At 74.4% G+C, this 23721-nt stretch carries 20 protein-coding genes; 14 read left to right on the top strand and 6 right to left on the bottom strand.

Annotation, left to right across the window (positions count from 1 at the left end; translation table 11 throughout):
- The first annotated feature begins 20 nt into the window (after positions 1–20).
- The gene (locus WME76_RS14090; RefSeq protein WP_437960642.1) at positions 21–4550 is read left to right on the top strand and encodes a hypothetical protein; all 4530 of its coding nucleotides are present in this window, start codon (positions 21–23) and stop codon (positions 4548–4550) included.
- A gap of 119 nt (positions 4551–4669) precedes the next feature.
- Here WME76_RS14090 and WME76_RS14085 read toward each other — a convergent pair whose 3' ends face one another.
- Positions 4670–5653, bottom strand: coding sequence for an OmpA family protein (locus WME76_RS14085; protein WP_437960641.1), 984 nt, complete (start codon positions 5651–5653; stop codon positions 4670–4672).
- 230 nt (positions 5654–5883) lie between these two features.
- Positions 5884–6951, bottom strand: coding sequence for an RNA polymerase sigma factor (locus tag WME76_RS14080; protein WP_437960640.1), 1068 nt, complete (start codon positions 6949–6951; stop codon positions 5884–5886).
- Between the two features lie 107 nt (positions 6952–7058).
- Between WME76_RS14080 and WME76_RS14075 the strand changes: the two genes are divergently transcribed.
- The 3 genes from WME76_RS14075 (at position 7059) to WME76_RS14065 (ending at position 9199) form a co-directional block, all read left to right on the top strand.
- On the top strand, positions 7059–7787 hold the full coding sequence (locus WME76_RS14075) for a L,D-transpeptidase family protein (RefSeq protein ID WP_437960639.1): 729 nt from the start codon (positions 7059–7061) through the stop codon (positions 7785–7787).
- A gap of 126 nt (positions 7788–7913) precedes the next feature.
- Positions 7914–8318 (top strand): EVE domain-containing protein, encoded by a 405-nt coding sequence (locus WME76_RS14070; RefSeq protein WP_437960638.1) that lies wholly within the window; start codon positions 7914–7916, stop codon positions 8316–8318.
- Positions 8319–8350: 32 nt separating this feature from the next.
- Positions 8351–9199 carry a hypothetical protein gene (locus WME76_RS14065; RefSeq protein WP_437960637.1) on the top strand — a complete coding sequence of 283 codons (849 nt, stop codon included), beginning with the start codon at positions 8351–8353 and terminating at the stop codon, positions 9197–9199.
- A gap of 203 nt (positions 9200–9402) precedes the next feature.
- On the opposite strand, the gene WME76_RS14060 is transcribed toward WME76_RS14065, so the two are convergent.
- Positions 9403–10065 (bottom strand): HAD family hydrolase, encoded by a 663-nt coding sequence (locus tag WME76_RS14060; protein WP_437960636.1) that lies wholly within the window; start codon positions 10063–10065, stop codon positions 9403–9405.
- A 249-nt stretch (positions 10066–10314) separates the two neighbouring features.
- Here WME76_RS14060 and WME76_RS14055 point away from each other — a divergent pair, with 249 nt between their 5' ends.
- The 3 genes from WME76_RS14055 (at position 10315) to WME76_RS14045 (ending at position 14931) form a co-directional block, all read left to right on the top strand.
- Complete coding sequence (locus tag WME76_RS14055; RefSeq protein ID WP_437960635.1) at positions 10315–12960, top strand: efflux RND transporter permease subunit; 2646 nt, start codon at positions 10315–10317, stop codon at positions 12958–12960.
- Positions 12961–13277: 317 nt separating this feature from the next.
- Complete coding sequence (locus WME76_RS14050) at positions 13278–14393, top strand: AAA family ATPase (protein ID WP_437960634.1); 1116 nt, start codon at positions 13278–13280, stop codon at positions 14391–14393.
- The gene (locus tag WME76_RS14045; RefSeq protein ID WP_437960633.1) at positions 14380–14931 is read left to right on the top strand and encodes a hypothetical protein; all 552 of its coding nucleotides are present in this window, start codon (positions 14380–14382) and stop codon (positions 14929–14931) included. The genes WME76_RS14050 and WME76_RS14045 overlap by 14 nt, the downstream gene beginning before the upstream one ends.
- Positions 14932–14980: 49 nt before the next feature.
- Here the strand turns inward: WME76_RS14045 and WME76_RS14040 are convergent, their stop codons facing one another.
- Both WME76_RS14040 and WME76_RS14035 read right to left on the bottom strand, forming a co-directional pair.
- The gene (locus WME76_RS14040; protein ID WP_437960632.1) at positions 14981–15961 is read right to left on the bottom strand and encodes a hypothetical protein; all 981 of its coding nucleotides are present in this window, start codon (positions 15959–15961) and stop codon (positions 14981–14983) included.
- Positions 15942–16967 carry a hypothetical protein gene (locus WME76_RS14035; RefSeq protein WP_437960631.1) on the bottom strand — a complete coding sequence of 342 codons (1026 nt, stop codon included), beginning with the start codon at positions 16965–16967 and terminating at the stop codon, positions 15942–15944. Before WME76_RS14035 ends, WME76_RS14040 begins: the two co-directional genes overlap by 20 nt.
- 206 nt (positions 16968–17173) lie before the next feature.
- On the opposite strand from WME76_RS14035, the gene WME76_RS14030 reads away from it, so the two are divergent.
- From WME76_RS14030 to WME76_RS14010, 5 genes are all read left to right on the top strand, one after another.
- On the top strand, positions 17174–17464 hold the full coding sequence (locus WME76_RS14030; protein ID WP_437960630.1) for a hypothetical protein: 291 nt from the start codon (positions 17174–17176) through the stop codon (positions 17462–17464).
- 65 nt (positions 17465–17529) lie between these two features.
- A complete protein-coding gene (gene bufB / locus WME76_RS14025) occupies positions 17530–18387 on the top strand; it encodes an MNIO family bufferin maturase (RefSeq protein ID WP_437960629.1) in 858 nt (285 codons plus the stop codon).
- Positions 18371–19315 (top strand): HvfC/BufC family peptide modification chaperone, encoded by a 945-nt coding sequence (locus tag WME76_RS14020; RefSeq protein WP_437960628.1) that lies wholly within the window; start codon positions 18371–18373, stop codon positions 19313–19315. The genes bufB and WME76_RS14020 overlap by 17 nt, the downstream gene beginning before the upstream one ends.
- 9 nt (positions 19316–19324) lie before the next feature.
- Positions 19325–19756 carry a secondary thiamine-phosphate synthase enzyme YjbQ gene (locus WME76_RS14015; protein ID WP_434047857.1) on the top strand — a complete coding sequence of 144 codons (432 nt, stop codon included), beginning with the start codon at positions 19325–19327 and terminating at the stop codon, positions 19754–19756.
- Between the two features lie 137 nt (positions 19757–19893).
- Positions 19894–20646 (top strand): lysophospholipid acyltransferase family protein, encoded by a 753-nt coding sequence (locus tag WME76_RS14010; protein WP_433936660.1) that lies wholly within the window; start codon positions 19894–19896, stop codon positions 20644–20646.
- A 15-nt stretch (positions 20647–20661) separates the two neighbouring features.
- Here the strand turns inward: WME76_RS14010 and WME76_RS14005 are convergent, their stop codons facing one another.
- The gene (locus WME76_RS14005; protein ID WP_437960627.1) at positions 20662–21546 is read right to left on the bottom strand and encodes an SGNH/GDSL hydrolase family protein; all 885 of its coding nucleotides are present in this window, start codon (positions 21544–21546) and stop codon (positions 20662–20664) included.
- A gap of 147 nt (positions 21547–21693) precedes the next feature.
- On the opposite strand from WME76_RS14005, the gene WME76_RS14000 reads away from it, so the two are divergent.
- A complete protein-coding gene (locus tag WME76_RS14000; protein WP_437960626.1) occupies positions 21694–23073 on the top strand; it encodes a site-2 protease family protein in 1380 nt (459 codons plus the stop codon).
- 18 nt (positions 23074–23091) lie between these two features.
- A complete protein-coding gene (dut, locus tag WME76_RS13995) occupies positions 23092–23547 on the top strand; it encodes a dUTP diphosphatase (protein WP_437960625.1) in 456 nt (151 codons plus the stop codon).
- Positions 23548–23721: the final 174 nt, after the last annotated feature.

The raw sequence follows: 23721 nt of genomic DNA, 5'->3' as shown, positions 1-23721 counted from the left end.
TGGTAGGTCGCGCGCTCGTCATGCTGCACGATCGCGTGGGTTCCTCGTCGCGCGCTCTCTCGCTCTGCTCGGCGCTCCTCCTCGGGCTCCTCGCCGCGGGCTGCGGCGGCGCCGGTCCGTCGGGTGCAGCGCGCTCGCGCGGGTCGCGCTGCGATCCGGCGCACCTCGATCCGTGCGAGCGCGCCCTCGCCGCGGCTGTCGCCGAAGGCCGCGCGCCGCGCGAGCTCGCCCTGGGCTACGTCGAGGCCCGCGCCGCCCGGGACGCCGGCGACCCGTGGGCGCTCCTGCTCCGCGACCTCGACCGGCGCGACGGGCCGAGGCCGGGCGCCGCGGTCATCGTGGAGGCGGGCGCGGAGGCCGGCGGCCGCGCGCGCCGCGGCGGCTCGGCGGACGCCGTCTGGATCCGCGCCGCGCCGCTGCCGCCGCCGGGGACGCTCGGGACCGAGGCGCTGCTCCTCGCGCTCGGCGAGGCCCTCGGGTACGACCACCTCGTCCACGCGCGCGCTGGCGGCGGCGGCGCGGTCCAGCTCTTTCCGCGCGATCCGCTCGCCCCGTTCATGGCCGGCGTCGCGCCCGTCGCCCGCGGCGACGCGTCGCTCGCGCGCGTCGCGGACGACATCGCGCTCGCCGCGCTCGTGCGCCGCGCCTTCAGCGCCGCCGGAGCCTTCCGCTACGTCGAGGCGGCGCGCGCGGCCGACGCCATCGCGGCCGCCGTGGAGGGGCGCGATCCGGACGACGAGCCGGCGCTGCGCGGCCGCTACGCGCTCCAGCTCCTCGGGACGGCCGGGATCGCGCTCGACGACGACGAGGACGAGCGCCGCGCGACGGGCGCGTCCGGCGCGACCGCCGCGCCGTCGGCCTCCTCCCGGCTGAGCTCTCCGCCCGCCGCCGGGGACACGCCGTACGGCGACCTCCTCCGCGTGCGCACGGCCCGGGACAGCCGCGCGGCGTGGCGCGCCCGCGGCGCCGCGGTGCTGCGGGGGGTGCCCGCGGACCGGCGCGCTGCGCTCGACGACCTGCTCGGGAAGGCCCGCGGCTGCGGCCGTGGCATCGCGCCGCCCATGGAGGGCCCGCGCGACCTCCTCTTCGCCGCGGAGCTCGCCGCCGCGCTCGCCCCGAGCGACGCCGCGCCCGCCGCTGCGCTCGCGGCCGGGAGCGCAGCGACCGGCGCCGCGGCGAGCGCCCCGGCGGCGCCGGGCGGGAAGCTGCCGCTCGAGGCGTGGCTGCCGCGCTACGAGGCGCTCGTCCGCGCGGTCGATCGGACGAGCACCGCGTGGGCCCACGCGCCGAGCCTGCTCCACGAGCGCGGCCGCTGGCCCGCCGCGGGCCAGGCGGGCAGCGCCGTCCACCGGCGCGTCACCGAGCTCGGCCTCGCGCACCTCGCCGCGCTGCGCGCCCTCGCCGAGGCCGAGCCGCGCCGCTACCGCGCGCTCGCGCAGATCCCCCTCGCCTACAGCCCCGGGGTGCTCGGGGACGAGCGCCTCCGCGACGCGATCGTCGACCTCACGCAGGTCGCCGTGCAGCGCCGCATGGCCGAGGCGCGCGACCCGGAGGCCGTCCTCGGCGCCGTCCTCGCCGGCGTCTTCGCGGGCATGTCGTACCCCCCCGAGGTGCAGGCCGCGCACTTCCTGGCCCTGCAGGGCGCGCTCACCGCCAAGCTGCGCGGCGACCTCACCGCGCAGACCGGCTGGGGCGTCGCCGGCCTCTACGCCGCCGACGCGCTGTACCGGACCCTCTCGGATCAGGCGCCCGACCTCGCGTTCTCGTCGGCGCAGATCGGCCGCGCGCTCTCGCACGACGCGGCGCTCCCCCACCCCGGCCTCGCGGCGCTCGCCGCGAGCCTGTCGCGCTACGCCGCGCTCGGCGCCGCCGGCGCGCTCGATCCGCGCGCGATCGACCCGGCCCGGCTCCCTCCGGAGCGCCGCGCGGCGCGCGACGCGCTCCGGCGCGCCGTCGCGGGGCTCGCGGCGCCCGAGGGCGGCGCCGGCGCGTCCGAAGGCCACGCCGCGGCGCCCGACGGCCAGTCCACCGCGCGCGGCGGCGCCGCCGTCACGGCGGGCGCCCCGGAGACCCCGCCGCCCGCGCTCGTGGAGGACGTCACCGCGCTGGCCGACGGCGTGCTCGCCGTGCTCCTCACCGAGCGCTCGCGCAGGCCGCCGCCCGAGAGGGGCACCTGCGCCGCCGCGGGGCGCGGGCCGAGCCCCGAGGCGCGCCGCGCGCTCGCGCGGCTCGGCGACGTCCGCGGGCGGATCCTGCTCGCGCCGCGGTTCAAGCAGGGCGACGGGTCGTGGGCGCGGCGGGCGCGGCTGCTCGTGACGCTCCTCTCCGACGCGATGGACCTGCTCGCGGCGCCGCCCCATCCGACGTCGACGCCGCCGCGCGCCCGCGCGCCCGAGCCCCGCGTGCGCTTCACCGTCCCGACCGCGGACGCCGAGGCCGCCGTGGCCGCCGGCCTCGCCGGCTGGGCCGACCGCGATCTCTCGGACGCGCTCGCCGGCGGCTACGCGCTCGCCCGCGCGCTCTTCGAGTCCGCCACCGCCGAGCGCTTCGCGCAGCAGAGCGGCGCCCCGCTCGGCCGCGTGCTCCGCGGGCTCTCCGCCGCGCTCCGCGGCGGCGCGGCGCGCCCCGAGGCGGCGCCGGGCCCGGCCGGGGCCGCCCTCCTCGACGCGCTCGCGTCCGTGCCCGCCGCCCGGGCGGACGCCGACCTCCGGGGCCTGTTCGTCGGCTACGCCAGGGCGTTCTCCGCCCTCGGCATGCGCGACCAGGCCGACCTCGGGCTGCTCACCTCGCTCCTCGGCGCGGCCGTGCTGGGCGCGCCGCCGTCGCCGGAGGCCGTCGCGCTCGCGAACGAGCGCGGCAGCCGCGTCGCGTGGGCGCTCTCGTACCTGAGCGAGATCGCGAAGGCCCGTCACCACGGGATCGCCCCCGACCCGTCGGCCTACGCGGACGCGATGCGCGAGGCGTCCGATGACGCCTGCCAGACGGCGGACGCGGGGGACGTGCTCGCGATCGTCGGCGCCGCGCGCGACTTCGCCGGCGGCCGCCGCGCCGAGGCCCGCGCCGCGCTCGACCGCGTCCTCGCGGACGCCGACGCGCGCGGCCTGCGCGTGCCGCGCATGACCTACCGCTACGAGGAAAAGACCCCGACCCGCGTCTTCTCGCTCAGCTTCGACGTCTCGTACGGCGCCGGGATCCTCGAGGGGTCGACGGGCTTCCAGCTCGGCCTGGGCCTCCGCACCCGCGGCGAGCCCGAGGGCGCGCTCACCGCGGCGCTCGCCCCCGAGGGCTCGCCCCGGAGCGACGAGGACGCGGCGCGCGCCTACGTCAGCACCGCGTCCCTCGCGGCCGCCTACCACTTCCTCGACGGCGACGCCGACCGCGGCGCCGCGGCGGCGCGCCGGGCGATCGCCGCGCTCTCGTTCGGCCTGCGGCTCGGGCCGCGCGCGCTGCGCTCGGACCAGCCGCTCGCCTGGGGGAAGGACGCGCGCGCGCTGCTCGCGATCGACGCCCAGCTCGCGGCCGAGGCCGGGCACCCCTTCCTGGCCGGCGATCTGTGGACGCTCGTCCGCGGCCTCCTGCCGCCCGACGCCGACGACGCGGCGGTCGCGGCGCTGCTCGACCCGCTCCCGGCGGGGCTCGCCGCGATCGAGGGCCTCGGGCCGCTCGTCGCGAGGACCGCGCGCTCGCTCGCCGCCGTCGCCGGCCCGCTCGCGTGCACCGAGGCGCGGGTCGCGCTCGGCGGCTACGAGGAGCCCGCCTGCGACGCCTACCCGCTCGCGCTGTCGCTGCGCATCGCGGACGTGCTCGGCAAGCTCCCGCACCTCCGGCGCGCCGGCAGCGCGGCGGCGTGCCCGGTCCTGCGCAGCCTCGACGGCTTCCTCACGGCGGCGGAGCGCGGGACGTACGACCCCGACGCGTTCACGGCCGCCGTGGAGGCCCTGCGCCGGAGCGGCCGGCTCTACGACGCCGGCGTGATGCTCGCGCGGCAGCGGCGCGAGGGGCACTGCGGCCCGCTCGTCCTCGAGGCCGCGCGCGCGCTCGGCCGCGCGCCGTCGCTCGGCCCGGCGCTGCGCGCGGATCTGCTCAGCGTCGCGGTGCGCTGCGCGGCGGCGGCGCTCGACGGGAGCGTCGTCGACGACGTGATGGCGCTCGACGGCGAGACGCGCGTCCTCCCCGATCTCGGCCGCAACCTGAAGGTCGTGCTCTTCGCGACGGAGCTCGCGGTGCGCGCGCAGCGCTGGGATGTCCTCTCGAGGCTCGCGCGGCAGCCTGATTTCGTCGCCCGCTGGCTGGGAGAGAGCGACGACGCGGCGGCCACCGCGCTCCTCATCGACGCCGCTGCGGCCGCGCTCGCGGGCGACCCGGCGCCGGGCGACGCGCGCGTCCAGGGCGCGCGCGAGCGGCTCTGCGGGCAGCCTCCCGCCGGCGATCGCGCCGCGCTGTGCGCCGAGATCCAGCGCCTGCGCGCGGGCGCGCTGCCCGAGGCGCAGCGCCGGCAGAGCGCGAAGGAGGCGCTGGAGCGCCTGCTCGCCGCCGCGCGGGCCCGATAAGGACAGGGACAGGCGCAGGCCAGTCTGCTGGACCTGCCCGCGCTCCCCCTCGGTCCCAGGCCATGTCACATTAGGGGTTTGCCCGCCGGCACCGTCGCGCCGGCGGGCTCGCCTGCCGGCTACTTCACGCTGGCGGGCTTCGTCTCGGCCGGCTTGGTGTCCGCGGGCTTCGCGTCCGCCGGCTTCGTGGTGGCGGCGGCGGGCTTCGCCTCCGCGGGCTTCGCGTCCGCCGGCTTGGCGGCGGCGGGCTTCGCGTCCACCGGCTTCAGGTCGACCGGCTTCGCCTCCACCGGCTTCGCGTCGGAGGCCTTCGCGGCGCTCTTCGGCGCCGTGGCGGGCACGCCGGCCGGCTTGAGGCCTTTGGTGGCGGCCGCAGCGCACGCGAGCTCGACGCCGGTGTCCTTGCCGTCGAACCGCATGATCTTGATCTCGACCCGGCGGTTCTTCTCCTTCGCCTCCTCGGTCTCACCCGCGTCGGACGCGCAGTGCGCCCCGTAGCCGGCGGGCCGCATCCGGTTCTTCTCGACGCCGAGCGCGACGAGGGCCTTCACCACCGCGTCGGCGCGCTTCTTCGTGAGCGCCACGGTGGCGGCGTCGCTACCGACCTTCTCGGAGTACGCCGCGACCTCGACGAACTGGACCTGCGGATTCTCCTTGATGACCCGGGCGATGTCCGCGAGGAGCTCCTGCGAGGCGGGCTCGATATCGGCCTTCCCGGCGGCGAAGGCGATCTTCTCGTTGAGCTTCACCTCGTTGTCGGTGAGAGCGACCCTGGGGACGTCGGGACAGCCGTCATCGTCCTTGTAATTGTTCTTGACCTCAGCCTCGCTCGGGCACTTGTCGGCCTCGGCCACGATGCCGTCTCCGTCCGGGTCGTTCGACTTGCAGCCGTCCTTCGGGTCGGGCGGCAGGCCGTCCTCCTTCTCGGCGACGCACTTGTCACCGCCGTCGTCGATCACGCCGTCCGCGTCCGCGTCGGGGGGCGGCGGCGGGGGCGCCGGCGGCGGGGGCGCCGGCGGCGGGGGCGCGGGCGCCGCGGCCTGCACCTGGGGATCTCTCGCGCAGCCGGCGTTCGCGGCGAGCAGCGATGCTGCGAATGCCAATCCAAGCCATCTCGTGGTTCGCATCTCCTGGGCTCCTTCCTTGGCGTCCTTGATTGCGCCGAGCGGCTGCGTGTTTAGACGACTACGCCGGAAACTGCGAGATGTAATCGCACGGCGCGCGCTCGTGCTCCTCGGCAGCGGGTCAGACGTCGCACAGGCGCTGACAATGCCGCTGACGAGCCATCGAGATCGACCCGGTCGGGCGCGTCGCTTGCTTTCCCCGCGCGCCCCTAGCGGCTCTCGGGCGAGAGATCCACTTTCCTGGTCGCACCGCTCTTCTTCATGTTCTTCAGGTCCAGGTCAGACGGCATGGACTTCAGGCCAGACGGCATCGGCTTCTTCGGCTGGAACCGCGTCTCCGCGGGCCCGGTCGCGCTCGGGGTGGGCATCGGCGCCAGCGGCGGAGCGCTCTTCGGGGTGGGCGCCAGCGGCGGAGCGCTCTTCTGAGTGGGCGCCAGCGGCGGAGCGCTCGTCGTGGTGGGCGCCGGCGGGGTGGGCGTCGGCGCGCGGAGCGCGTCGAGCGCGCGCTCGCGCGCCGCGGCGACGTCGAGCGCGCCACGGCCCGCCGGGTCGAGCCGGTCCGCCTCGTCGAGCTGATCGAGGCACCGGCGCCACGCCGCCTCGTCGCAGGCGCGCAGCGCCTCGGCCCGGAGAGAGCGCGCGCGGTCCAGCCGATCGAGCGGCGCCTCGCGCGGCGGCGGCTCGGGCAGGGGCGCGACCTCGGGCAGGTCCTTCGCCGACCGCAGGAGCCGGACGACGACGATCGCGAGCAGCGCCAGCGCGGCGACCGCGGCGAGCTCCGCGAGCCAGCGCTCCCGCATCCACCGCCGCATGCGCGACACGCGCTGCCGCACCCGGGCGGCGGGCACCTGCTCGTCGGCGGCGATGCTCTCGAGCTTCTCGCCTTCGCCTTCGCGGGCCATCCACGAGAGCGTCTGCTGCGCGTCCCGGTTCGCGGCGGCCTGCTCTTCTGCCCAGCGCGCCAGCTCGCGCGCCTCGACCGGCGGCGGTCCGACCGGCAGGTCGGGCAGCTCGGCGGCGGTCTCCCGCGACGCGCGCCGGTGGTGGTCGGCCACCTTGTGGCGCGCGATCCCGAGCAGCCATCGCCGGAGCTCGGCGGGATCGGCCGGGCGCGCGGGCGAGGCGAGCGCGTCGCAGAGGACGGTCTGCACCACGTCGTCGACCTCGCCGCCGGGCACGCGCCGGCGCACGAACTCCTCGAGGGCTCGGCGGGTCCCTGGGTCGGCGAGGGGGTTCGGCGCGGGGGTGCGGTGCTCGGTCGTCATCGGCGTGCTCATCGACCTCTGCATCGCGCCGCCGCGGCGGAGTGTGACGCGCCCGATCGAGAATACGCCAGCCCCCGCTCGGGCGTCACACTCCGCGGCGGCGCGCCGACCGATCGGGCATGGTCCTCAGGCTCCCCGCAGTGCTCGCCGCGGCGTCGCTCGCCGCTCCCCTCGCCCTCACGGCCCCGTCCCTGACCGCCGGCCCGGAACGCGCCCTGGCCGCCGCCCCGGGGCGAGCGCCGCCCGCCGCGCCCGTGCCGGACGCTCCGGCCGCCGCTGCGCCCACGGCAGGCGCTCCGCCCGCCGCTGCGCCGACACCCGTCGCCGCGACCGCCAGCGCTGCCACGCCCACGCGAGGCGCTCCGGCCGCCGCCGCGTCCGCGCCCGGCGCCCCCTTGCCGCGGGTCACCGAGATCCGGATCGACAAGAGCGAGCACACCCTCGATCTCGTCGCGAACGGCGAGGTCGTCCGGTCCTACCGGGTCGCGCTCGGGCCGGGCGGGCCGGGGCCGAAGCGCTACGAGGGCGACCGTCGGACGCCGGTCGGCACGTACCGCGTCGCCGGCCGCATCGAGGGCCTGTTTCATCAGTTCCTTGTCGTGAGCTACCCGAACGACGAGGACCGGCGGCGCTTCGCCGAGCTCAGGCGTCGCGGCGAGGTCCCGCCCGGGCGCGGCGTCGGGCACAGCATCGGCATCCACGGCGTCGGCGGTGGCGGCGGTGTACTGCGCGCCGGCGTGCACAAGGACACCGACTGGACGCTCGGGTGCATCGCGCTCGATGACGACGAGATTGACGAGGTCGCGCGGCGAACGCCGGACGGCGCCAAGATCGTGATCACCGATTGAACGGGCGGTGCTAGGGTAGCCGGTCAAATCGACGGGCTGTCCGTCGAGGATGGGAGCGCGACGGCCCGACCGGCGGCGCCCTCATGCCTTCCCGGGAGATCGTGCATGTCTCGCCGTTACTGGCTGATGAAGAGCGAGCCTCAGAAATATTCTTTCGCGCAGCTCGTGCGCGACGGCCAGACGATGTGGGACGGCGTCCGGAACTTCGAGGCCCGTAACAACATGCGGGCCATGAAGGAGGGCGACCTCGTGCTCTTCTATCACTCGAGCGAGGGCATGGCGGTCGCGGGCGTGGCGCGCGTCAAGCGCGAGGCGTACCCGGATCCGACGGCCGACGCGGAGGAGGACTGGAGCGTCGTGGACATCGAGCCGGTCGCGCCGCTGAAGGTCCAGGTGACGCTCGACACGATCCGCGGCGACGAGCCGCTCGCCGAGATCGCGCTCCTGAAGCGGTCCCGCCTCAGCGTCGTGCCGCTCTCGAAGGAGCACTTCGATCGCGTGCTGAAGCTGGGCAAGACCAAGATCGCTTGACGCGGGGACCCGGGGTAACGACTAATCCCGGCGTGAACCTCCGCCCTGGAGCCCGAGCCCTCGTCCTCCTCTCCCTCTGCGCCGCCGCGTGCGGCGGCCCGCCGTCGCCGTCGCCGATCGAAGGCGAGCCGGTCTGCGCCGACTTCGAGATCGGCGCGACGCGCGCCCCCATGCGCGGGAGCCTCCGGTTCCCCGTCACGCTGACGGTGCTCGAAGGCGCCGACCCGATCACCCGCACGACGATCACCGGGCGCCGGTCGAGCGACGACCCGGCGACGCGCATCCTGCTCGCCGACGACGACGCCGAGTACGAGATCCAGTGGGCGCAGTGCGAGAACCAGCGCGCGCCCCGGGCGCGCACGCTGGCGCGCGACACGAAGGACACCGCCGAGTACGCCTGCGGCAACGCGGCGGTCTACAAGACGGACAAGCTCGTCACCCGCAAGGGCGACGCCGCGTCGCGCCGGGTCCACTTCGCCGCGCCCCCGAAGCCGGAGTGCTGGGAGAGCGAGCTCCCCGCGGCGGACTCGCCCCCCGCCGTCCCCGCGGTGCCCGACCAGCCGCCGCCGGACGCGGCCGCCGCCGACGCCGAGCCGGCAGCCACCGTCGACGCGGGCGCCGCCGACGCGGGCGCCACCGGCAAGGCCACCGCCGACGCGGGCGCCGCCAGCACAGGCGCCAGAGGCGCGGCGCCCACCGGCGCCACGGGCACCGCCAACGCCGGCGCCACCGACGCGGGCGCTGCCAGCGCGCGCCCTGCCGGTGCAGCGGCCGCGCCGGCGGACGCAGGCGTCCCCCGCGGTGACGCGGGCGCAGGCGGCCCGGCGACGCCCCCTCGCACCGGAGGGGGCGACGCGGGCAGCCCGCCCCAGGGCAGCTAACATCGCGCCGCCCCGGTTCATCCCTGGTTCATGAGAGAATGAACCACAGAGGCACAGAGGGCACAGAGGGAAGAAAAGAGAGAGATAATTAATCTCTCTTCTCTGCCCTCTGTGCCCTCTGTGCCTCTGTGGTTCCAATTCTCCTCATCGCGGAACCAGGGACGCGGCCCTGGAGACGCTCCTGGCGTAGTGGCGGTCCTCCTTCAGCCAGGCGACAGGAGGCGGTCGAACGCGCCCTCGGGGAGCTGGTCGAGCCGCTCGACCGAGAGGTCGGCCCCGAGCTGCGCGTGCCGCGGGCCCACGCCGATCACCTTCATGCCGCCGCGCTTGCCCGCGAGGACGCCCGCGGGAGCGTCCTCGACCACGACGCACCGGTCCGGCGGGGCGCCGACGCTCTCGGCCGCCCGGAGGAAGACCGCGGGGTGCGGCTTGCCGTGCGGCACCTCCTCGCTGCTGATCACCGCGTCGAACACGCCCGTGAGCCCGGTCGCCGCGAGGATCGCGTCGAGGTTCTCGCGCGGCGCGGAGGACGCGATCGCCATCCGGAAGCCGCTCCGGGGGAGCGCGCTCAGCCACGCGCGCACGCCGGGCAGCGGCTCGACCCCCGATTCGGACACGAGCTTCCGGTAATGCCGCTCCTTCACGTCCGCGATGCGGGCGATCTCGGCCTCCGGGATCTCGGGGCCGATCAGGCGGCGGAGCAGATCGTCGTTGCGCATCCCGAACACCGCATCATGGTCGGCGTGGTCATAGGAGCGCCCCTCGGCCGCGAGCGCCTCGCGCCAGGCGATGAAGTGGTGCTCGCTGGAGTCGACCAGCGTCCCGTCCAGATCCCAGAGAACGGCCTTCGGCTTCGATAGCGACATGGAGAAAGACTATCATCTGCTGTTCCGCGAAACCTGACGGCAACAGCAACGCCGACAGCGACGCTCGGTCGCTCGGACCCCTGTTTCTTGCTATCGCTGCCCCGCGCTCGTCCGCGGCCACCTGGATCGCGGCCTCGCGCCGTCGCCGCGCCGCGCGCGACCGCTGTTCTCGGGGGAACCCGTTCCCTAGAACGCGCTCCACCCCGCCGCTTCCACCGTCCCTTTCAGCCCCGGATCCACCGACCCCTCATGCCCGCTCCGCAGATGCCACCGCCCCCGGCGCCCCGCCCCTCTCCTTCCGTTCCCCGCGACAGCTCCCGTGACGCATCCGGCGAGACGCCTCCCCGCGTCGCGCCGCCGTCCTCGAAGGGCGGCGGGTTCGCCGCGCGGATCGCCGAGCTCCAGGTGAACCGGCCGGCGCTGCCGCTGCTCGTGACCGGGCTCCTCACGATCGTCGCCATCTTCCTGGCGACGCGGCTCTCGGTGCTGACCGGGTTCGAGTCGCTCTTGCCGGCGTCGCGGCCGAGCGTGCAGGAGCTCGACCGGGTCGCGGCCAAGACCGCCGGCGTCTCCACGCTCTTCGTCGTGCTGCAAGGCGGCGAGGGCACGCCCACGGCCGCGCTGCAGCGGGCCGCCGACGCGCTCGTGCCCGAGATCGAGCGGCTCGGTCCGCCGTGGGTCGGCAGCGTCGAGGACGGCGTGCACGAGGCCTTCCGCTACCTCTCGCCGCGCGCCGGGCTCTACGTCGATCGCGACCGGCTCACGAAGCTGCGGGACGACATCGAGGCGCGCTACGCCTACGAGGTCAACAAGGCGACCGGCGCGCTGCTCGACGACGACGAGCCCCCGCCGGAGGTGAGCGCGCGCTCCATCGAGCAGAGCCTCGGCCTGAACGGGGTCGACGCGGGGCGCTACCCCGACGGCTACTACCAGTCGAAGGACGGCAAGACCGTCGTCGTCGCGATCCGCTCGAAGGTGATCGCGAGCGACTTCGCCGCCGGGAGCGAGGCGATCCGGCGCGTGCGCGAGGTGGTCGAGCGCGTGCGCCCCGCCTCGTTCGACCCCGGGATCACCTACGGCCTCGCCGGCGACCTGCAGACCGGGATCGCCGAGTACGCGGCGATCAACGAGGACCTGACCGACGTCGGCGTCGCGGGCGCCGTGCTCATCGCCGCGGTGGTGTTCCTCTACTACCTGCGCGTGCGCACGCTCCTCGCCATGCTGATCACGATCGGCATCGGCGTCGCCTGGACGTTCGGGGTCACGCAGCTCGCGATCGGCCACCTCAACATGGCGACCGGGTTCCTCTTCTCGATCGTCGCCGGCAACGGGATCAACTTCGGCATCATCTACATGGCGCGCTACCTCGAGGCGCGCCGCGGCGGCGCGAGCCTGCTCGAGGGCGTGCGCGTCGCCCACCGCGAGACCTGGCTGCCGACGCTCACGGCCGGCTGCGCCGCCTCGGCCGCCTACGGCTCGCTGGTCGTCACCGAGTTCCGCGGCTTCCGCGATTTCGGCCTCATCGGCGGCGTCGGCATGGTGCTCTGCTGGGTCGCCACGTTCGTCGCGCTGCCGAGCATCCTCGCCGTGACGGAGCGCCTCATCCCCCTCGAGCAGGGGTCGCCGGGCCCGCTCGGCAGGCTGCGGCAGCGCACCCAGGGCGGCCTCGCGTTCGGCGCGCCGTTCGCGCGGCTCGCGGCGCGGGGCCCGGCCGCGATCACGCTCGCCGGCCTCGCCCTGGCCGCGGTCGGCGTCGTCGCCACGGTGGCCTACGTGCGCGCCGATCCGATGGAGTACGACCTCCGGAACCTCCGCAACGACGAGCGCGCGCGCGCCGAGCAGATCCGCCTCGGCGAGCTCGCCGAGGAGATCACCGGCTACGTGGGCACCGACGGCATGGCGATCCTCGTGGATCGCCCCGAGCAGGTCGAGCCGCTCCGCGCGGCGCTCTACGCGAAGCGCGACGCGGCGCCCGAGGGCGAGAAGCCGTTCAAGGAGATCTACGCGCTCCAGGACCTGATCCCGAGGGACCAGGAGGCGAAGATCCCGCTCCTCCAGGAGATCAAGGATCGCGTCGTCCGCGCGCAGAAGCGCGGCCTCATCGGCGACGACGACTGGCGCCGGATCCAGGCGGTCATTCCCCCGGACGATCTCGCGCCGTTCGGGATCGGCGATCTGCCGGTGGGCGTGGCGCGCGCGTTCACCGAGACGGACGGCACGCGCGGGCGCATCGTCTATATCAGCCCGATCTCGGCCGAGAGCGTGCACGACGCGCACTACCTGTTCCGCTGGGCCGACGCGTACCGCGAGACGCGGCTCCCTGACGACAGCGTCGTGCGCGGCTCGGGGCGCGCGGTGATCTACGCGGACATGTGGGCGGCGGTCATCGACGACGTGCCGCCGGCGGTGCTCTTCTCGCTGGCCGCGACGGTGCTCGTCGTGCTCGTCGCCTTCCGCGGCGGCCGCCCGGCGTTCGCGGTGCTCGGCGCGTTGCTCGTCGGCGTCTCCTGGATGGCGGGGCTGCTCGTCTTGATGGACGTGAAGCTCAACTTCCTGAACTTCATCGCGTTGCCGCTAACGTTCGGCATCGGCGTCGACTACGCCGTGAACATCGTCCAGCGGTACGCGCGCGAGGGCGCCGGCGGCGCGCTGACCGCGGTGCGCGAGACGGGCGGCGCCGTGATCCTCTGCAGCCTCACGACGGCGCTGGGCTACCTCGCCCTGATCCGCTCGCAGAACCACGCGGTGCGCAGCCTCGGCGTCGCCGCCGTGATCGGCGAGCTCGCCTGCCTCTTCGCCGCCGTGCTGGTGCTGCCCGCTGCGCTCGTATGGCTCGACCGGCGGCGCCCCAAGGGCGCGGAGAGCTTCCTCGCCGTCGGCCGCCCGACGACCTGAGCGCGCCGGCATCGAACGGCGCCGCCCTCACCCGCGGAGCCGGCCTCCGGGTGGACGGACCCCCGGCGCCCGGCCCCCGCGGAGCACTCGATCCGTTGCGGCCCCCTACGGGCGCCCCCTCGCAACGGTTTCGATCCGTACCAAGGTCGCGGTCAACATCCTCCACGGCCCAGGCGAGGAGCCGTCCGCGCTGGAGCGCTGGTACGCCACCGATCAGGGCGCCCGGCAGGACGCGCGCATCAGCGCCGAGATCGCGGCGATCTGTGTGCCAGAGAGCGGTCAGGTCGGCCCGTGCTATGAATCCGGGAAGAAACGTCATGCCCCCGAGGATCGCGCGCCTCTACGTCAACAACTACCGCTGCTTCATCAATTTCGAGCTCCAGCCGGAGCGACGCAGCTTGCTCGTGGGGTGCAACGGCGCCGGCAAATCGTCCCTCTTCGATGTGCTCGCCGCGATCCAGGATCTCGTCATCTGGAACAAGGAGGCCTCCGAGGCCTTTCCGCCGGAGACTGTCGCCAAGTTCGGCGGCTCGATGGAACAGCGGTTCGAGATCGACGTCGAGTCAGAGTGGGGCGTGTTCCGATACGCCCTGCGCCTGTCGCACGACGTCGATCGAGGCGAGACCGCGATCGCGTCGGAGGAGGTGACGCTCGGCGGAAAGCCGCTCTACGGCTTCCTCGAGCGGGAGGTGCAGCTCTACGGGGACGACCACAAGCCGGCGAAGGAGACGTTCTCGTTCTCGCCGCGCAGATCGTTCCTCGCGTCCATGGAGCCGAAGCCGATGAACACGAGGCTCACCTGGCTCAAGACGTTCCTCCACCGCATCTGGGTGCTGCGCCTCGAGCCCGCGCGCATGATCGCGCTGGCGCGCACGGACAGCGACATGCTCCTGGAACGCGACGCATCCAATTTCGCGTCCTTCTGTCGCTATCTCCTGCAGGAGGAGCCGGACGGCTTGCAGCGCGCTCAGGAGCCGCTCCGCGAGATCATCCCGGGCTTCCAGCACCTCCGCATGCAAACGGCGGGTCGTACGAAGGTGCTCGTGGCCAAGTTCGGCTATCCAGGTGGCGAGGCGTATGAACTCGACTTCGACGCACTGTCGGATGGTCAGAGGACGCTCATCGCGCTGTACGTGCTGCTCCACGCCGGCATGCAGCATGCGACCGTCCTCTGCCTGGACGAACCGGACAATTTCGTCTCGATCAGCGAGATTCAGCCTTTCCTGGTCGCGCTCGCGGATGTGAGCGACGAGAGCGGGCAGCAGGTGCTCCTCATCTCGCATTCCTCCGAGGTCATCGACTACGTCGGAGCCTCGGAGGCGATCCTCCTGGAGCGGCCGGAGGGCGGGCACACCCGCGTCGGATCGATCGCGGCGGGAGGGCCGCTGCGCCTGTCGGAGCGCATGGCGCGAGGATGGCATGCCGCATCCTGAGGTCAGGCTGATCGTCCTCTATGAGGACAGGGCACACGACAGCTTCTTGCGCCGCTTCTTCAAGAAGCACCCGGGTCACGGGCGCGTCCGCTTCGAGAAGTGCGTCGACTCGAGCGGCGTGCTCAAGAGGCTGGGCGCCGAAGTCGACGCGCTGCGCTCGCAGAAGCACCAGCAGAACCTTGGCCTCGTCGTTGTCATCGACGCCGACGAGAAGGGGCTCTCTCACCGGCTGGGCGAGCTCGATGCCCGCATCGGGGCCGACACGAGCGACGGCAGACGCACCGTGACAGAGCGCATCGCCCTGGTGGTCCCTGCGCTCGAGATCGAGACCTGGTACGTGCACCTTTGTGATCCCTCGGCCCGTCCGGTCGACGAGACCAAGGACTACAAGACGAGCCCCACATGGAGGGAGCTGGCGAAGGACCTCGGCGCCGCCTCGCGCCGCGCGGTGGATGCATGGCCGCTCGCGCCCGACCGTCCGGATCCAGCCTCCCTCTCCGCCGCGCGCAACGAGCTGAGGCGCGTCGGCCTCGACTGACGTCTCGGCGTGGCGCCGTGATCTTCGCGGCGCTCTCGCGGCGCGCAGATCACGGCCCGCGCAGATCCGCGCAGCACCGCACGCCGGTCGAGTAGTCGAAGTACGCGACATCATGCGAGGTCACGCGCGCCATGCACCCCTCCCGGGTCGCGCGCGCATAGAACCCGCCGACGAAGGTCCCCTCGGGATCGTCGATCCACTCGTCGAGGTTGCCGACCATGTCGCTCGCCGCGTCGTCCTCCCACGCGCTCGCGCACGTCGCGGTCTCGCCCGTCCGCCGCAGGAGCGGCGCGCCGGCGACGCGCACCAGGTTGAGCCGCGGATCGCTGTGCCCGAGGGTCACGTCGCGGTGGAGCACGGCGGCCGGGTGGCCCTCGCGGAACACGTTGCACTTCCCGTCCGCGTAGGTCGGCCCGTACGGGAACTGCTCGTCGCGCTCGCCGCGGCACGCCGTCCGCCACTCGTCGAGCGTGCAGAGCCGCTTGCCCGCGTTCCGGCACGCGAGCTCCGCCTGCGCGCCGGTCGTGTAGCCCTGCGGCAGCACGCCCTTGCGCGACACGGCGCGCGGCTCGAACTCGCGCTGCTTCTGCCAGCCGGGCAGCAGCGGCAGCTCCATCTGCCGCGCCTCCGCGTCGCCGAGCTGGAGCCGCATCTTCGACCAGGTCCGCTCGACGGACGCGGCCGCCTGCCGCGACGGCGGGTAGAACGCCGACAGCTCGAGCCCGGTCTCCTTGTCGAGCAGCACCGCCTCGTAGCGGTCCACGCAGAACCGGCGCGCGACCCGCACCATCTCCGGCGGGCAGCGCGGCTCGGCCGGCGGCGCGGGCGGCCTCGGCCCGGCAGGCCCCCCGACGAGCGGCGGCGCCGCCTCGGGGGCGCCCGCGTCTGCCGCGCCCGCGCTGACCGCGCCTGGACCCCCCTCCGCCGCGCCCGCGTCCGCCGTGCCGCCATCCCGCTCCGAGCGGCAGCCCGCGAGCGCCGCGGCCGCGAGGGCGAGCACCGCGAGGCGCTCAGCGGATCGCGCCGGCATAGGGATCGATCGACTCCGGCGCGCGGCAGAAGAAGCGGCGGAGCACGAGGTAGTGATGGATCGGCAGGAGCCTCGTCTCCTCCCGCATCGAGAGCCCCATCCGGCTGATCTCCGCGCCGGGGAACGGCGTCTTCGGGTAGCAGCGGACGATGCCGGAGAGCGCCTCGTACTCGTCGAGGAGCCCGAGCACGTGCCCCACCTCGTGGGCGAGCACGGGCAGCGACCAGCCGGCCCGCATCGCGCTGAAGTACGGCGTCCTGCCGCACGTCGGCGAGAGCGGCACCGCGAGGTCGACCCGCAGCGCCCGCCCGCGCGCCTCGTCCGCGAGCACGAAGTCGAAGTCGTAGCGGACCGGCAGCCCGAAGGCGCGCGCGTCGCGGTTCCAGTAGCCCTCCACCTCGGCCGACCAGCGCGCGAGCAGCGCGCGGATCGCGGCCGGCGTCGCCCTCGCGGAGAACTCGCCGGAGCCCGGGCACGCGTCCGTCGAGCCGGCGCGCGCGTACGGCGTCCCGCGGCACGCGATCGCGCCCCCGAGCGCGCCGGCCAGCCCGCAGTCGGGCAGCTCGAGCCGGGCGCCAGCGCCCGCCGGCGGCTCGACAGCGATGCGCACCTCGACCTCCCAGGCGCCGCCGCGCCGCCGCACGACGTAGCTCATCGGGCCGAAGAAGAGGCCGTAATGCGGCATCATCCCGGCGATCCGCCGCTCCCCCTCCGGCGCGTCCCCGTGGAAGACGCCGCGCGCCGGCGGCAGGCACAGGTACGCGTCCTTCGCGACCGTGTCGGCGAGGATGTCCCGGAACGTCGCCTCGCGCCCCTCGAGGATCGGACCGCTCATCGCCTCGAGCTCCGCCGCGACCGCCTCGATCGTGGGCTCGCGCGCCTCGCCCGCGGGGCGCGCCGCGCCCCCCGCCGCGCCGGCCCCCTCGCGCGCCGCGCCGCCGCAGCCGGCTGCCCCCAGCGACGCGAGCCCCGCGGCCGCGAGGAGCGCTGCGCAGCGCCCCCGCACGACGCCTTGCCAGCCCCGCCGCGGCGCGCCGCAGCGGAGACTTTGTCTTGCCCCCGCCGTCCGAAGCACGTTACGTCGTACGTGAAACGCGGCACGCGGGCTGCGTGTCCACACCGTACGGGACACGCCGCCGGACGCCGTGCGCGCAGGGGGAAGTCGCGTGGGCGTGGAGCTCAACGCCGCTCCCTTACAACGTGGAGGTTCAGATGGCGATGGACATGGGCAAGTCGTTGGCGTTGACGGCGGTGTCGGGCATGGTGGCGGGCCTCGCGGGCTGTGCTTCGTCGCCGCCGCCCGACCCGGAGACGGGGCCCCCCGCCGCCGAGCCGGCGGCGGCCGAGGCGCCCGAGGCCGGCGCCAAGGCGTGCTGCGCCGGCAAGAACGAGTGCAAGGGCAAGGGCGGCTGCAAGACCGACACCCACGGGTGCGCGGGCCAGAACGAGTGCAAGGGCAAGGGCGGCTGCAAGGCCGCCGAGTGCGGCGGCCACGCCCACTGAGCCGCCGAGCCGCGCGACGTCCCGGCGCGCCCGCGGCGCCGGGCGCCGCACGCACGCGGTGACCCATGGCGAACCCCGATCGCATGCGGCTGGGCCTGCCCGACCTCGGCGTCGGCGTCGGGCTGCGCATCCCGCACTACCGTCACGTCTTCGAGCACCGGCCCCGCGTCGACTGGTTCGAGATCATCAGCGAGAACTTCATGGTCGACGGCGGCATGCCGATCGCCAACCTGGAGCGCGCCCTCGCGAGCTACCGGCTCGTGCAGCACGGCGTCTCGCTCTCGATCGGCAGCACGGATCCGCTCGACTTCGACTACCTCCGCCGGCTCAAGGCGCTCCTCGGCAAGGTGCGATCCCCCTGGGTGAGCGATCACCTCTGCTGGACCGGCGCCCACGGGGTCAACCTGCACGACCTGCTCCCGCTGCCGTACACGGAGGAGGCCGTGCGGCACGTCGCCGCGCGGGCCCGCGCGGTGCAGGACTTCCTCGAGGTGCGCCTCGCCCTGGAGAACGTGTCGAGCTACCTGACCTTCACCGCGAGCCGGATGACCGAGTGGGAGTTCCTCTCGGCGGTCGCGGAGGAGGCCGACTGCGGCATCCTGCTCGACGTCAACAACGTCTTCGTCTCCTCGTACAACCACGGCTTCGACCCGGGCGCGTACATCGACGGGGTGCCGCACCACCGGATCGTGCAGTTCCACCTCGCCGGTCACACGCATCACGGCAAGTACATCCTCGACACCCACAGCGATCGCGTGGCCGACGCCGTGTGGGCGCTGTACCGGCGCGCGGTCGGCCACACCGGCGACGTCTCGACGCTGATCGAGTGGGACGACGACCTCCCGGCGTTCGAGGTCCTCGCCGCCGAGGCGGAGAAGGCGCGGTCGATCCGGGAGGAGGTCGCGCGTGCGCGCGCCGCCTGACCCAGCGCCCCCCGCCGAGCTCGTCGCGCTGATGGGCGAGCTCTCCCGCATGTTCACGTCCCCCTCGCCGCTGCCGGACGACGTCGAGCTCGCCGGCCGGTGCCGCGAGCGCGTCGCGGGCAGCGAGCGGCTCACGCCCGCCGAGCAGGCCGACATCTACCGCCGGCAGTTCTGGCTGCGCCACGTCGGCGCGCTGCGCGAGGACTACCCGGCGCTCGCGCACGTCCTCGGCGACGACGGCTTCGACGCGTTCGCCAGGGCGTACCTCGCGGCGCACCCCCCCGCGAGCTTCACCCTGCGCGATCTCGGGGCAGAGATCGTCGATTTTGCCAGCGCTTACGATGGGTTCCCCCCCGCGCTCCGGGAGCTCGCGCGCGACGTCGCGCGGTACGAGCACGCCCTCGTCGACCTGTTCGACGGCGCCTCGCCCCCGCCGATCGATCCCGCGAAGGTGACCGGCATGCCCGAGGAGGGCTGGTCCACGGCCCGGATCGTCCTCCATCCGCTGCTCGCGCTGATGGAGCTCCGCTACCCGGCGCACCTCCTCCGCCGCGAGCTCCGGGAGGGGAGGTCGCCCGCGCTGCCCGCGCCGCGCCGCGTCCACCTCGCCGTCTTCCGCAGCGCCGCCGATCTCACGATCCGCTGCGAGGAGCTCGATCCGCCGGCGTTCGCGCTGCTCGAGGCGCTCGGGCGGGGCGTGCCGCTCGTGCCGGCGTGCGAGGAGGTGGCGGCCGGCATCGGCAGGGCCGCGGGCGCCGACGAGGCCGCGGGCGCCGACGAGGCCGCGGGCGTCGACGAGGCCGCCGCGGGCGCTGGCGAGACGGCGAGCGCGGCGCTTGCTGCTAGCGTCGGCGCCTGGTTCCAGCGGTGGACGAGCTGGGGGCTGATCGTCGACGTGGCGCGCGGCGCCCGCGTCGAAGGCGGCTAAGATGGCGAGGTGACCACCATCGTCCAGCGCACGCTCGAGGTCCGCACGAGCGGCCGAGGTTTCGTGGACATCACGCGCGAGGTCGCGCGCGTCGTCGCCGGGGCCGGCGTCGATGTCGGGCTCTGCGCCGTGTTCCTCCAGCACACCTCGGCGAGCCTCGTCATCCAGGAAAACGCCGATCCCGCCGTGCTCCGCGATCTGGAGCGCTGGATGTCGCGCCTCGCCCCGGAGGGCCGCGACTACGAGCACGACGACGAGGGCCCCGACGACATGCCCGGCCACCTCCGGAGCGCCGTCACCCGATCGAGCGAGGTGATCCCCATCTCCGGCGGCCGCCTCGCGCTCGGGACATGGCAAGCCCTGTACGTCTGGGAGCATCGTAGTTCTCCCCACGTCCGCCGCGTGGTAGTGACCGTGACCGGCACCACAGCCGGGGGGTGAGTGGTATACTCCACGCGTTCCTGACCTGGATGAGCCCGGCGCTCCCCGGAGGGCTGCTCGTCCGCCGTGCCCGGCGAGCTCTGCCCGCGGGCGCGAGCGCACCACGCGACCCCCTCACCTCAAGCGGAACGAGAGCGATGAGCCTTCAGACGACCTTCATGGGAATCTTCGACACCGCCCGGATCTGCTTTCCGACCGTGGTGGACGCGCTGAGGGGCCGGGTGACCCTCGAGCGCTGCGACGAGCGGCTGGACTGGTGGGCGCGCAAGGTCCTCGAGGACGCCGACGTCGATCTCGTGGTGCGCGGGCGCGAGCACGCCGCGGGCACGCGGCCGTTCGTGGTGATGTCGAACCACCAGAGCCTGTTCGACATCCCGGTCGTGTTCCGCGCGATCCCCGGGCGCCTCCGGATGATCGCCAAGAAGGAGCTGTTCAGCGTGCCGGTCTTCGGCCAGGCCATGAAGGCGGCCGGGTTCATCCGGATCAACCGGGGCAATCACGTCCAGGCCAGCGCGAGCCTGCAGGTCGGCGCCTCGATGCTGCAGGACGGCACCCGGGTCTGGATCGCCCCGGAGGGCACGCGCAGCAAGACCGGCGCGCTCCTGCCGTTCAAGAGCGGCGGCTTCCGGATGGCGATCGAGACGAACACGCCGATCCTCCCGGTCGCGATCGACGGCACGCGCCACGTGCTGCGGGCGAAGGACTTCGTGGTGCAGGAGCACCATCGGGTGGTGGTCACGATCATGCCGCCGATCGATCCGGCTCCCTACGGCGCCGGCGGCCGCAACCGCCTCATGCGCGACGTCCGCGCCGCGATCGCTGGCGCGCTCGGCCACGACCCGGGTCTGGTCCACCGCGGCGCGGGGGTCGCGACGTCGCCGCCGGCGTAGCGCGCGCCCCGCGGCTCAGGGCTTTTCGGTCTGCCCTACGCTGACCGGCTCGCCCGGCTGGAGCGTCCCCTCCAGCGGCTGCGCCCTGGAGCGGTGCTCCTCCGGCGGGGGCGGCCTGAGCGCCCAGGGGCTGCGCTTCGGCGCGAGGTCGCCCTGGTCCTCGCCAGGGGGAAGGTGCTCCGCCGTGAGCCAGCCCCAGAACGCGTCGGCCCAGCGCGCGCCGCCCTCCTCGTTCGGGTGGATCTTGTCCTTCTTGCGAGGGAGCGGGCCGGGCACGAGCGCGTCGGAGTCGAAGAAGCGGCACGGGGCCGAGTTCGTCCGGATCACGTCGATGATGCCGGTGTCCTTGCGCCAGAGCGGAGGCGAGACCCACACGCACGGGCGGTCGCCGATCGCCTTGACGATGCGCCGGACCGCCCCGGCGTGCGCCGGCGGGTTGACGTTCTCGACCTCGTTCGCGCCCAGGCTGATGATCACGAGGTCCGGCTGGTAGTTCGCGACAAGGAGCTCCATCCTGGAGGCCCACGTCACCGTGTAGGAGCTGGTCTCCGCCTTCACCGCATAGCGCACACGGAGCGCCTGCATCCGCGGCTTCAGCGCCTGCGCGAAGCCCGCGAGCGCGAACGAGTCGCCGATGTGGAGCACCGCCGTGTTGGGCGGCACCGTGAACGCCGGCGGCGCGCCGTCGTCCGGCCCGCGCACCCCGGCAGAAGAAGCCCCGGCGGGCGCCGGCGGCGCGGCGGCCTCCGGAACGCTGGCCCCGGCAGGCTCGGCCCCGGGCGGCGGGCCCGCGGGCGCCTCGGCGGGGGGCGGCCCGGGCGGCGGCGCGGCGCCGCACGCGATGCCCGCCGCGGCCAGCCCGGCGAGCGCCCATCTCCTGACCCGGATCTCCCTGCCCATGCTCGCTCCGCCGACCCACCCGGAACGCCGCCGCAGGCGCCGGGGAGGCGCGCGCGGCCGCGGAAGGGTCGCGCGGCGCACTCTAGGGCAGGCTGCGTCCGCACGGCAATCATTGAGCAGACGGCCCGCAGGCCTTATGACATGCGCATGAGCTTCCGTCTGTTTGGAGTCTCCGTCGACGTCCAGCTCGGCTTCTGGCTCTCCGCCGCGCTGCTCGGGTACGGGATCGTGGCCGGAGGACAGTACCAGCTCTTCCTGGTGTGGATCCTCGTGGTCTTCCTGTCGGTCCTGATGCACGAGTTCGGTCACGCGCTCGCCATCAAGCGCCACCGGGTCGAGCCGGAAATCACGCTGCATTTCATGGGCGGGACCACGACATGGCGGTCGCTCCTTCCCCTCGGCCGGCTCCAGCACGTGCTGATCAGCCTGGCCGGCCCCTTCGCCGGCTTCCTCGTCGCCGGCGTCCTGCACCTCCTGCTCCGTTACGTCCCGGCGCTCTACTCCCTCCCGCCCATGCTGCTCCGCGGGATGGACATGCTCATCCAGGTCAACGTGGTCTGGGGCATCCTCAACCTCATCCCCGTGCTCCCGTTCGACGGCGGCCACGTCCTCGAGCACGCGCTCGGGCCGCGGCGCGCCCGGCTCACGGCGGCGATCTCGGGCGTGTCCGCCGTGATCCTCGCGATCCTGTTCCTGCGCGCCGGGTTCTTCTTCTTCTCCTTCATCCTCGTCATGTCCGCGTTCCAGAGCCTGCAGCGGTTCCGCAGCGAGCCGGAGGCGCCGTCGCCCGCGATGAACCGCCGGCGCGCCGCGCTCCAGGAGGAGCCGGTGCCGCCCGAGACGGCGGTGCTGCTCCAGCGGGCGCGGCGGGCCGTGGAGGAAGAGCGGACGGACGAGGCGATGGCCCTGGCCAACGAGGTGCTCGCGCAGTCCCCGGCGCCGCCGAAGCGCGCGCTCCGGGAGGCGCACGAGCTCATCGGGTGGTCGCACCTGCTCCTCGGCGACACGAAGCGCGCGGGGGAAGCGATCGCCCAGGCGCGCAAGCACGGCGACCCGGACCCGGCGCTGGTCGGCGCGGTGCACCTCGCGCTCGGCGAGCTGAAGCAGGCGCGCAAGGTGCTCGAGGCCGCCCGCGAGGCCGGCGACGACCGGAAGGAGGTCGCAGGCCCGCTGATCCGGGTGCTCGTCGAGCTGCGCGAGGTGCCGCGGGCCGCGGCCGTCGCGCTCGACATCGTCGAGCAGCTCTCGGAGGAAGACGCCCGGAGGATGGCCGAGATCGCGTTCGAGCACGGCGCCTTCGACTGGTCGGCGCGGCTCTACGAGGCGATCTTCCGCCGCGCGGGCCTGAGCGAGGACGCCTACGGCGCCGCGCGCGCGAGCGCCAAGGACGGAAACGCGGAGCGGGCCATCGAGCTGCTGCGGCACGCGGTGGAGGCTGGCTTCTCGGATCGGGCGCGGGCGTGGTCGGACTCGGCGTTCGAGGCGCTCCGGGGTGCGCCCCTCGAGGCGGTGCTGCCGCGCCCGTGACGGGCTAGGCTCCGGCGCGTGCGCGTCCAGGTCCCTTTTCTTCGCGTCGGGTCCATCGAGGTCCCGCCGCCCGCCTACCAGTCCGAGGGAGCCGTCGGGCTCGATCTCTGCGCCGCCGTCGCCGAGCCGGTGACGCTCGATCCGGGCGAGCGGAAGCTCATTCCCACGGGCTACGCGGTCGCCCTCCCCGACGGCCACGAGGGGCAGGTGCGCCCGCGCTCGGGGCTCGCGCTCCGCCACGGCGTCACCGTGCTGAACACCCCGGGGACGATCGACCCGGATTACCGCGGGGAGATCAAGGTCGTCCTGATCAACCTCGGCGCGGCGCCGTTCACCGTGCGCCGGGGCGACCGGATCGCCCAGCTCGTGATCTGCCCCGTCGCCCTCGCCGACGTGGTCCTGGTCGACGAGCTCGCGCCGACCGCGCGCGGCACGGGCGGCTACGGATCGACCGGCGTGCGCAAGGAGCCGTAGCGCCGCGTCCCCCCAGGCTCGCCGCTGGGGTCACGAGAGAAAAAACCACAGAGGCACAGAGGGCACAGAGGAGAGAGAAGAAAGTTCAAACAATCATCTCTCTTTTCTTCCCTCTGTGCCCTCTGTGCCTCTGTGGTTCCAGTTCTTCTTCCCGCAAGCAGCGCCGCCGCGAGG

The sequence above is a fragment of the Sorangium sp. So ce119 genome (assembly GCF_051524405.1).
In the GTDB taxonomy this organism is placed as follows: domain Bacteria; phylum Myxococcota_A; class Polyangia; order Polyangiales; family Polyangiaceae; genus Sorangium; species Sorangium cellulosum_G.
This window is presented reverse-complemented; position numbering and strand designations above follow the sequence as displayed.

Excerpts from the sequence above, each read along its gene's own strand:
- WME76_RS14045 (WP_437960633.1), top strand. The coding sequence starts at position 14,380 with ATGCCGCATCCTGAGGTCAGGCTGATCGTCCTCTATGAGGACAGGGCA.
- WME76_RS14075 (WP_437960639.1), top strand. The coding sequence starts at position 7,059 with ATGGTCCTCAGGCTCCCCGCAGTGCTCGCCGCGGCGTCGCTCGCCGCT.
- WME76_RS14000 (WP_437960626.1), top strand. The coding sequence starts at position 21,694 with ATGAGCTTCCGTCTGTTTGGAGTCTCCGTCGACGTCCAGCTCGGCTTC.
- WME76_RS14005 (WP_437960627.1), bottom strand. The coding sequence starts at position 21,546 with ATGGGCAGGGAGATCCGGGTCAGGAGATGGGCGCTCGCCGGGCTGGCC.
- bufB (WP_437960629.1), top strand. The coding sequence starts at position 17,530 with ATGGCGAACCCCGATCGCATGCGGCTGGGCCTGCCCGACCTCGGCGTC.
- WME76_RS14040 (WP_437960632.1), bottom strand. The coding sequence starts at position 15,961 with ATGCCGGCGCGATCCGCTGAGCGCCTCGCGGTGCTCGCCCTCGCGGCC.
- WME76_RS14010 (WP_433936660.1), top strand. The coding sequence starts at position 19,894 with ATGAGCCTTCAGACGACCTTCATGGGAATCTTCGACACCGCCCGGATC.
- WME76_RS14050 (WP_437960634.1), top strand. The coding sequence starts at position 13,278 with ATGCCCCCGAGGATCGCGCGCCTCTACGTCAACAACTACCGCTGCTTC.
- WME76_RS14080 (WP_437960640.1), bottom strand. The coding sequence starts at position 6,951 with ATGAGCACGCCGATGACGACCGAGCACCGCACCCCCGCGCCGAACCCC.
- WME76_RS14055 (WP_437960635.1), top strand. The coding sequence starts at position 10,315 with ATGCCCGCTCCGCAGATGCCACCGCCCCCGGCGCCCCGCCCCTCTCCT.
- WME76_RS14060 (WP_437960636.1), bottom strand. The coding sequence starts at position 10,065 with ATGTCGCTATCGAAGCCGAAGGCCGTTCTCTGGGATCTGGACGGGACG.
- WME76_RS14090 (WP_437960642.1), top strand. The coding sequence starts at position 21 with ATGCTGCACGATCGCGTGGGTTCCTCGTCGCGCGCTCTCTCGCTCTGC.
- WME76_RS14070 (WP_437960638.1), top strand. The coding sequence starts at position 7,914 with ATGAAGAGCGAGCCTCAGAAATATTCTTTCGCGCAGCTCGTGCGCGAC.
- WME76_RS14030 (WP_437960630.1), top strand. The coding sequence starts at position 17,174 with ATGGCGATGGACATGGGCAAGTCGTTGGCGTTGACGGCGGTGTCGGGC.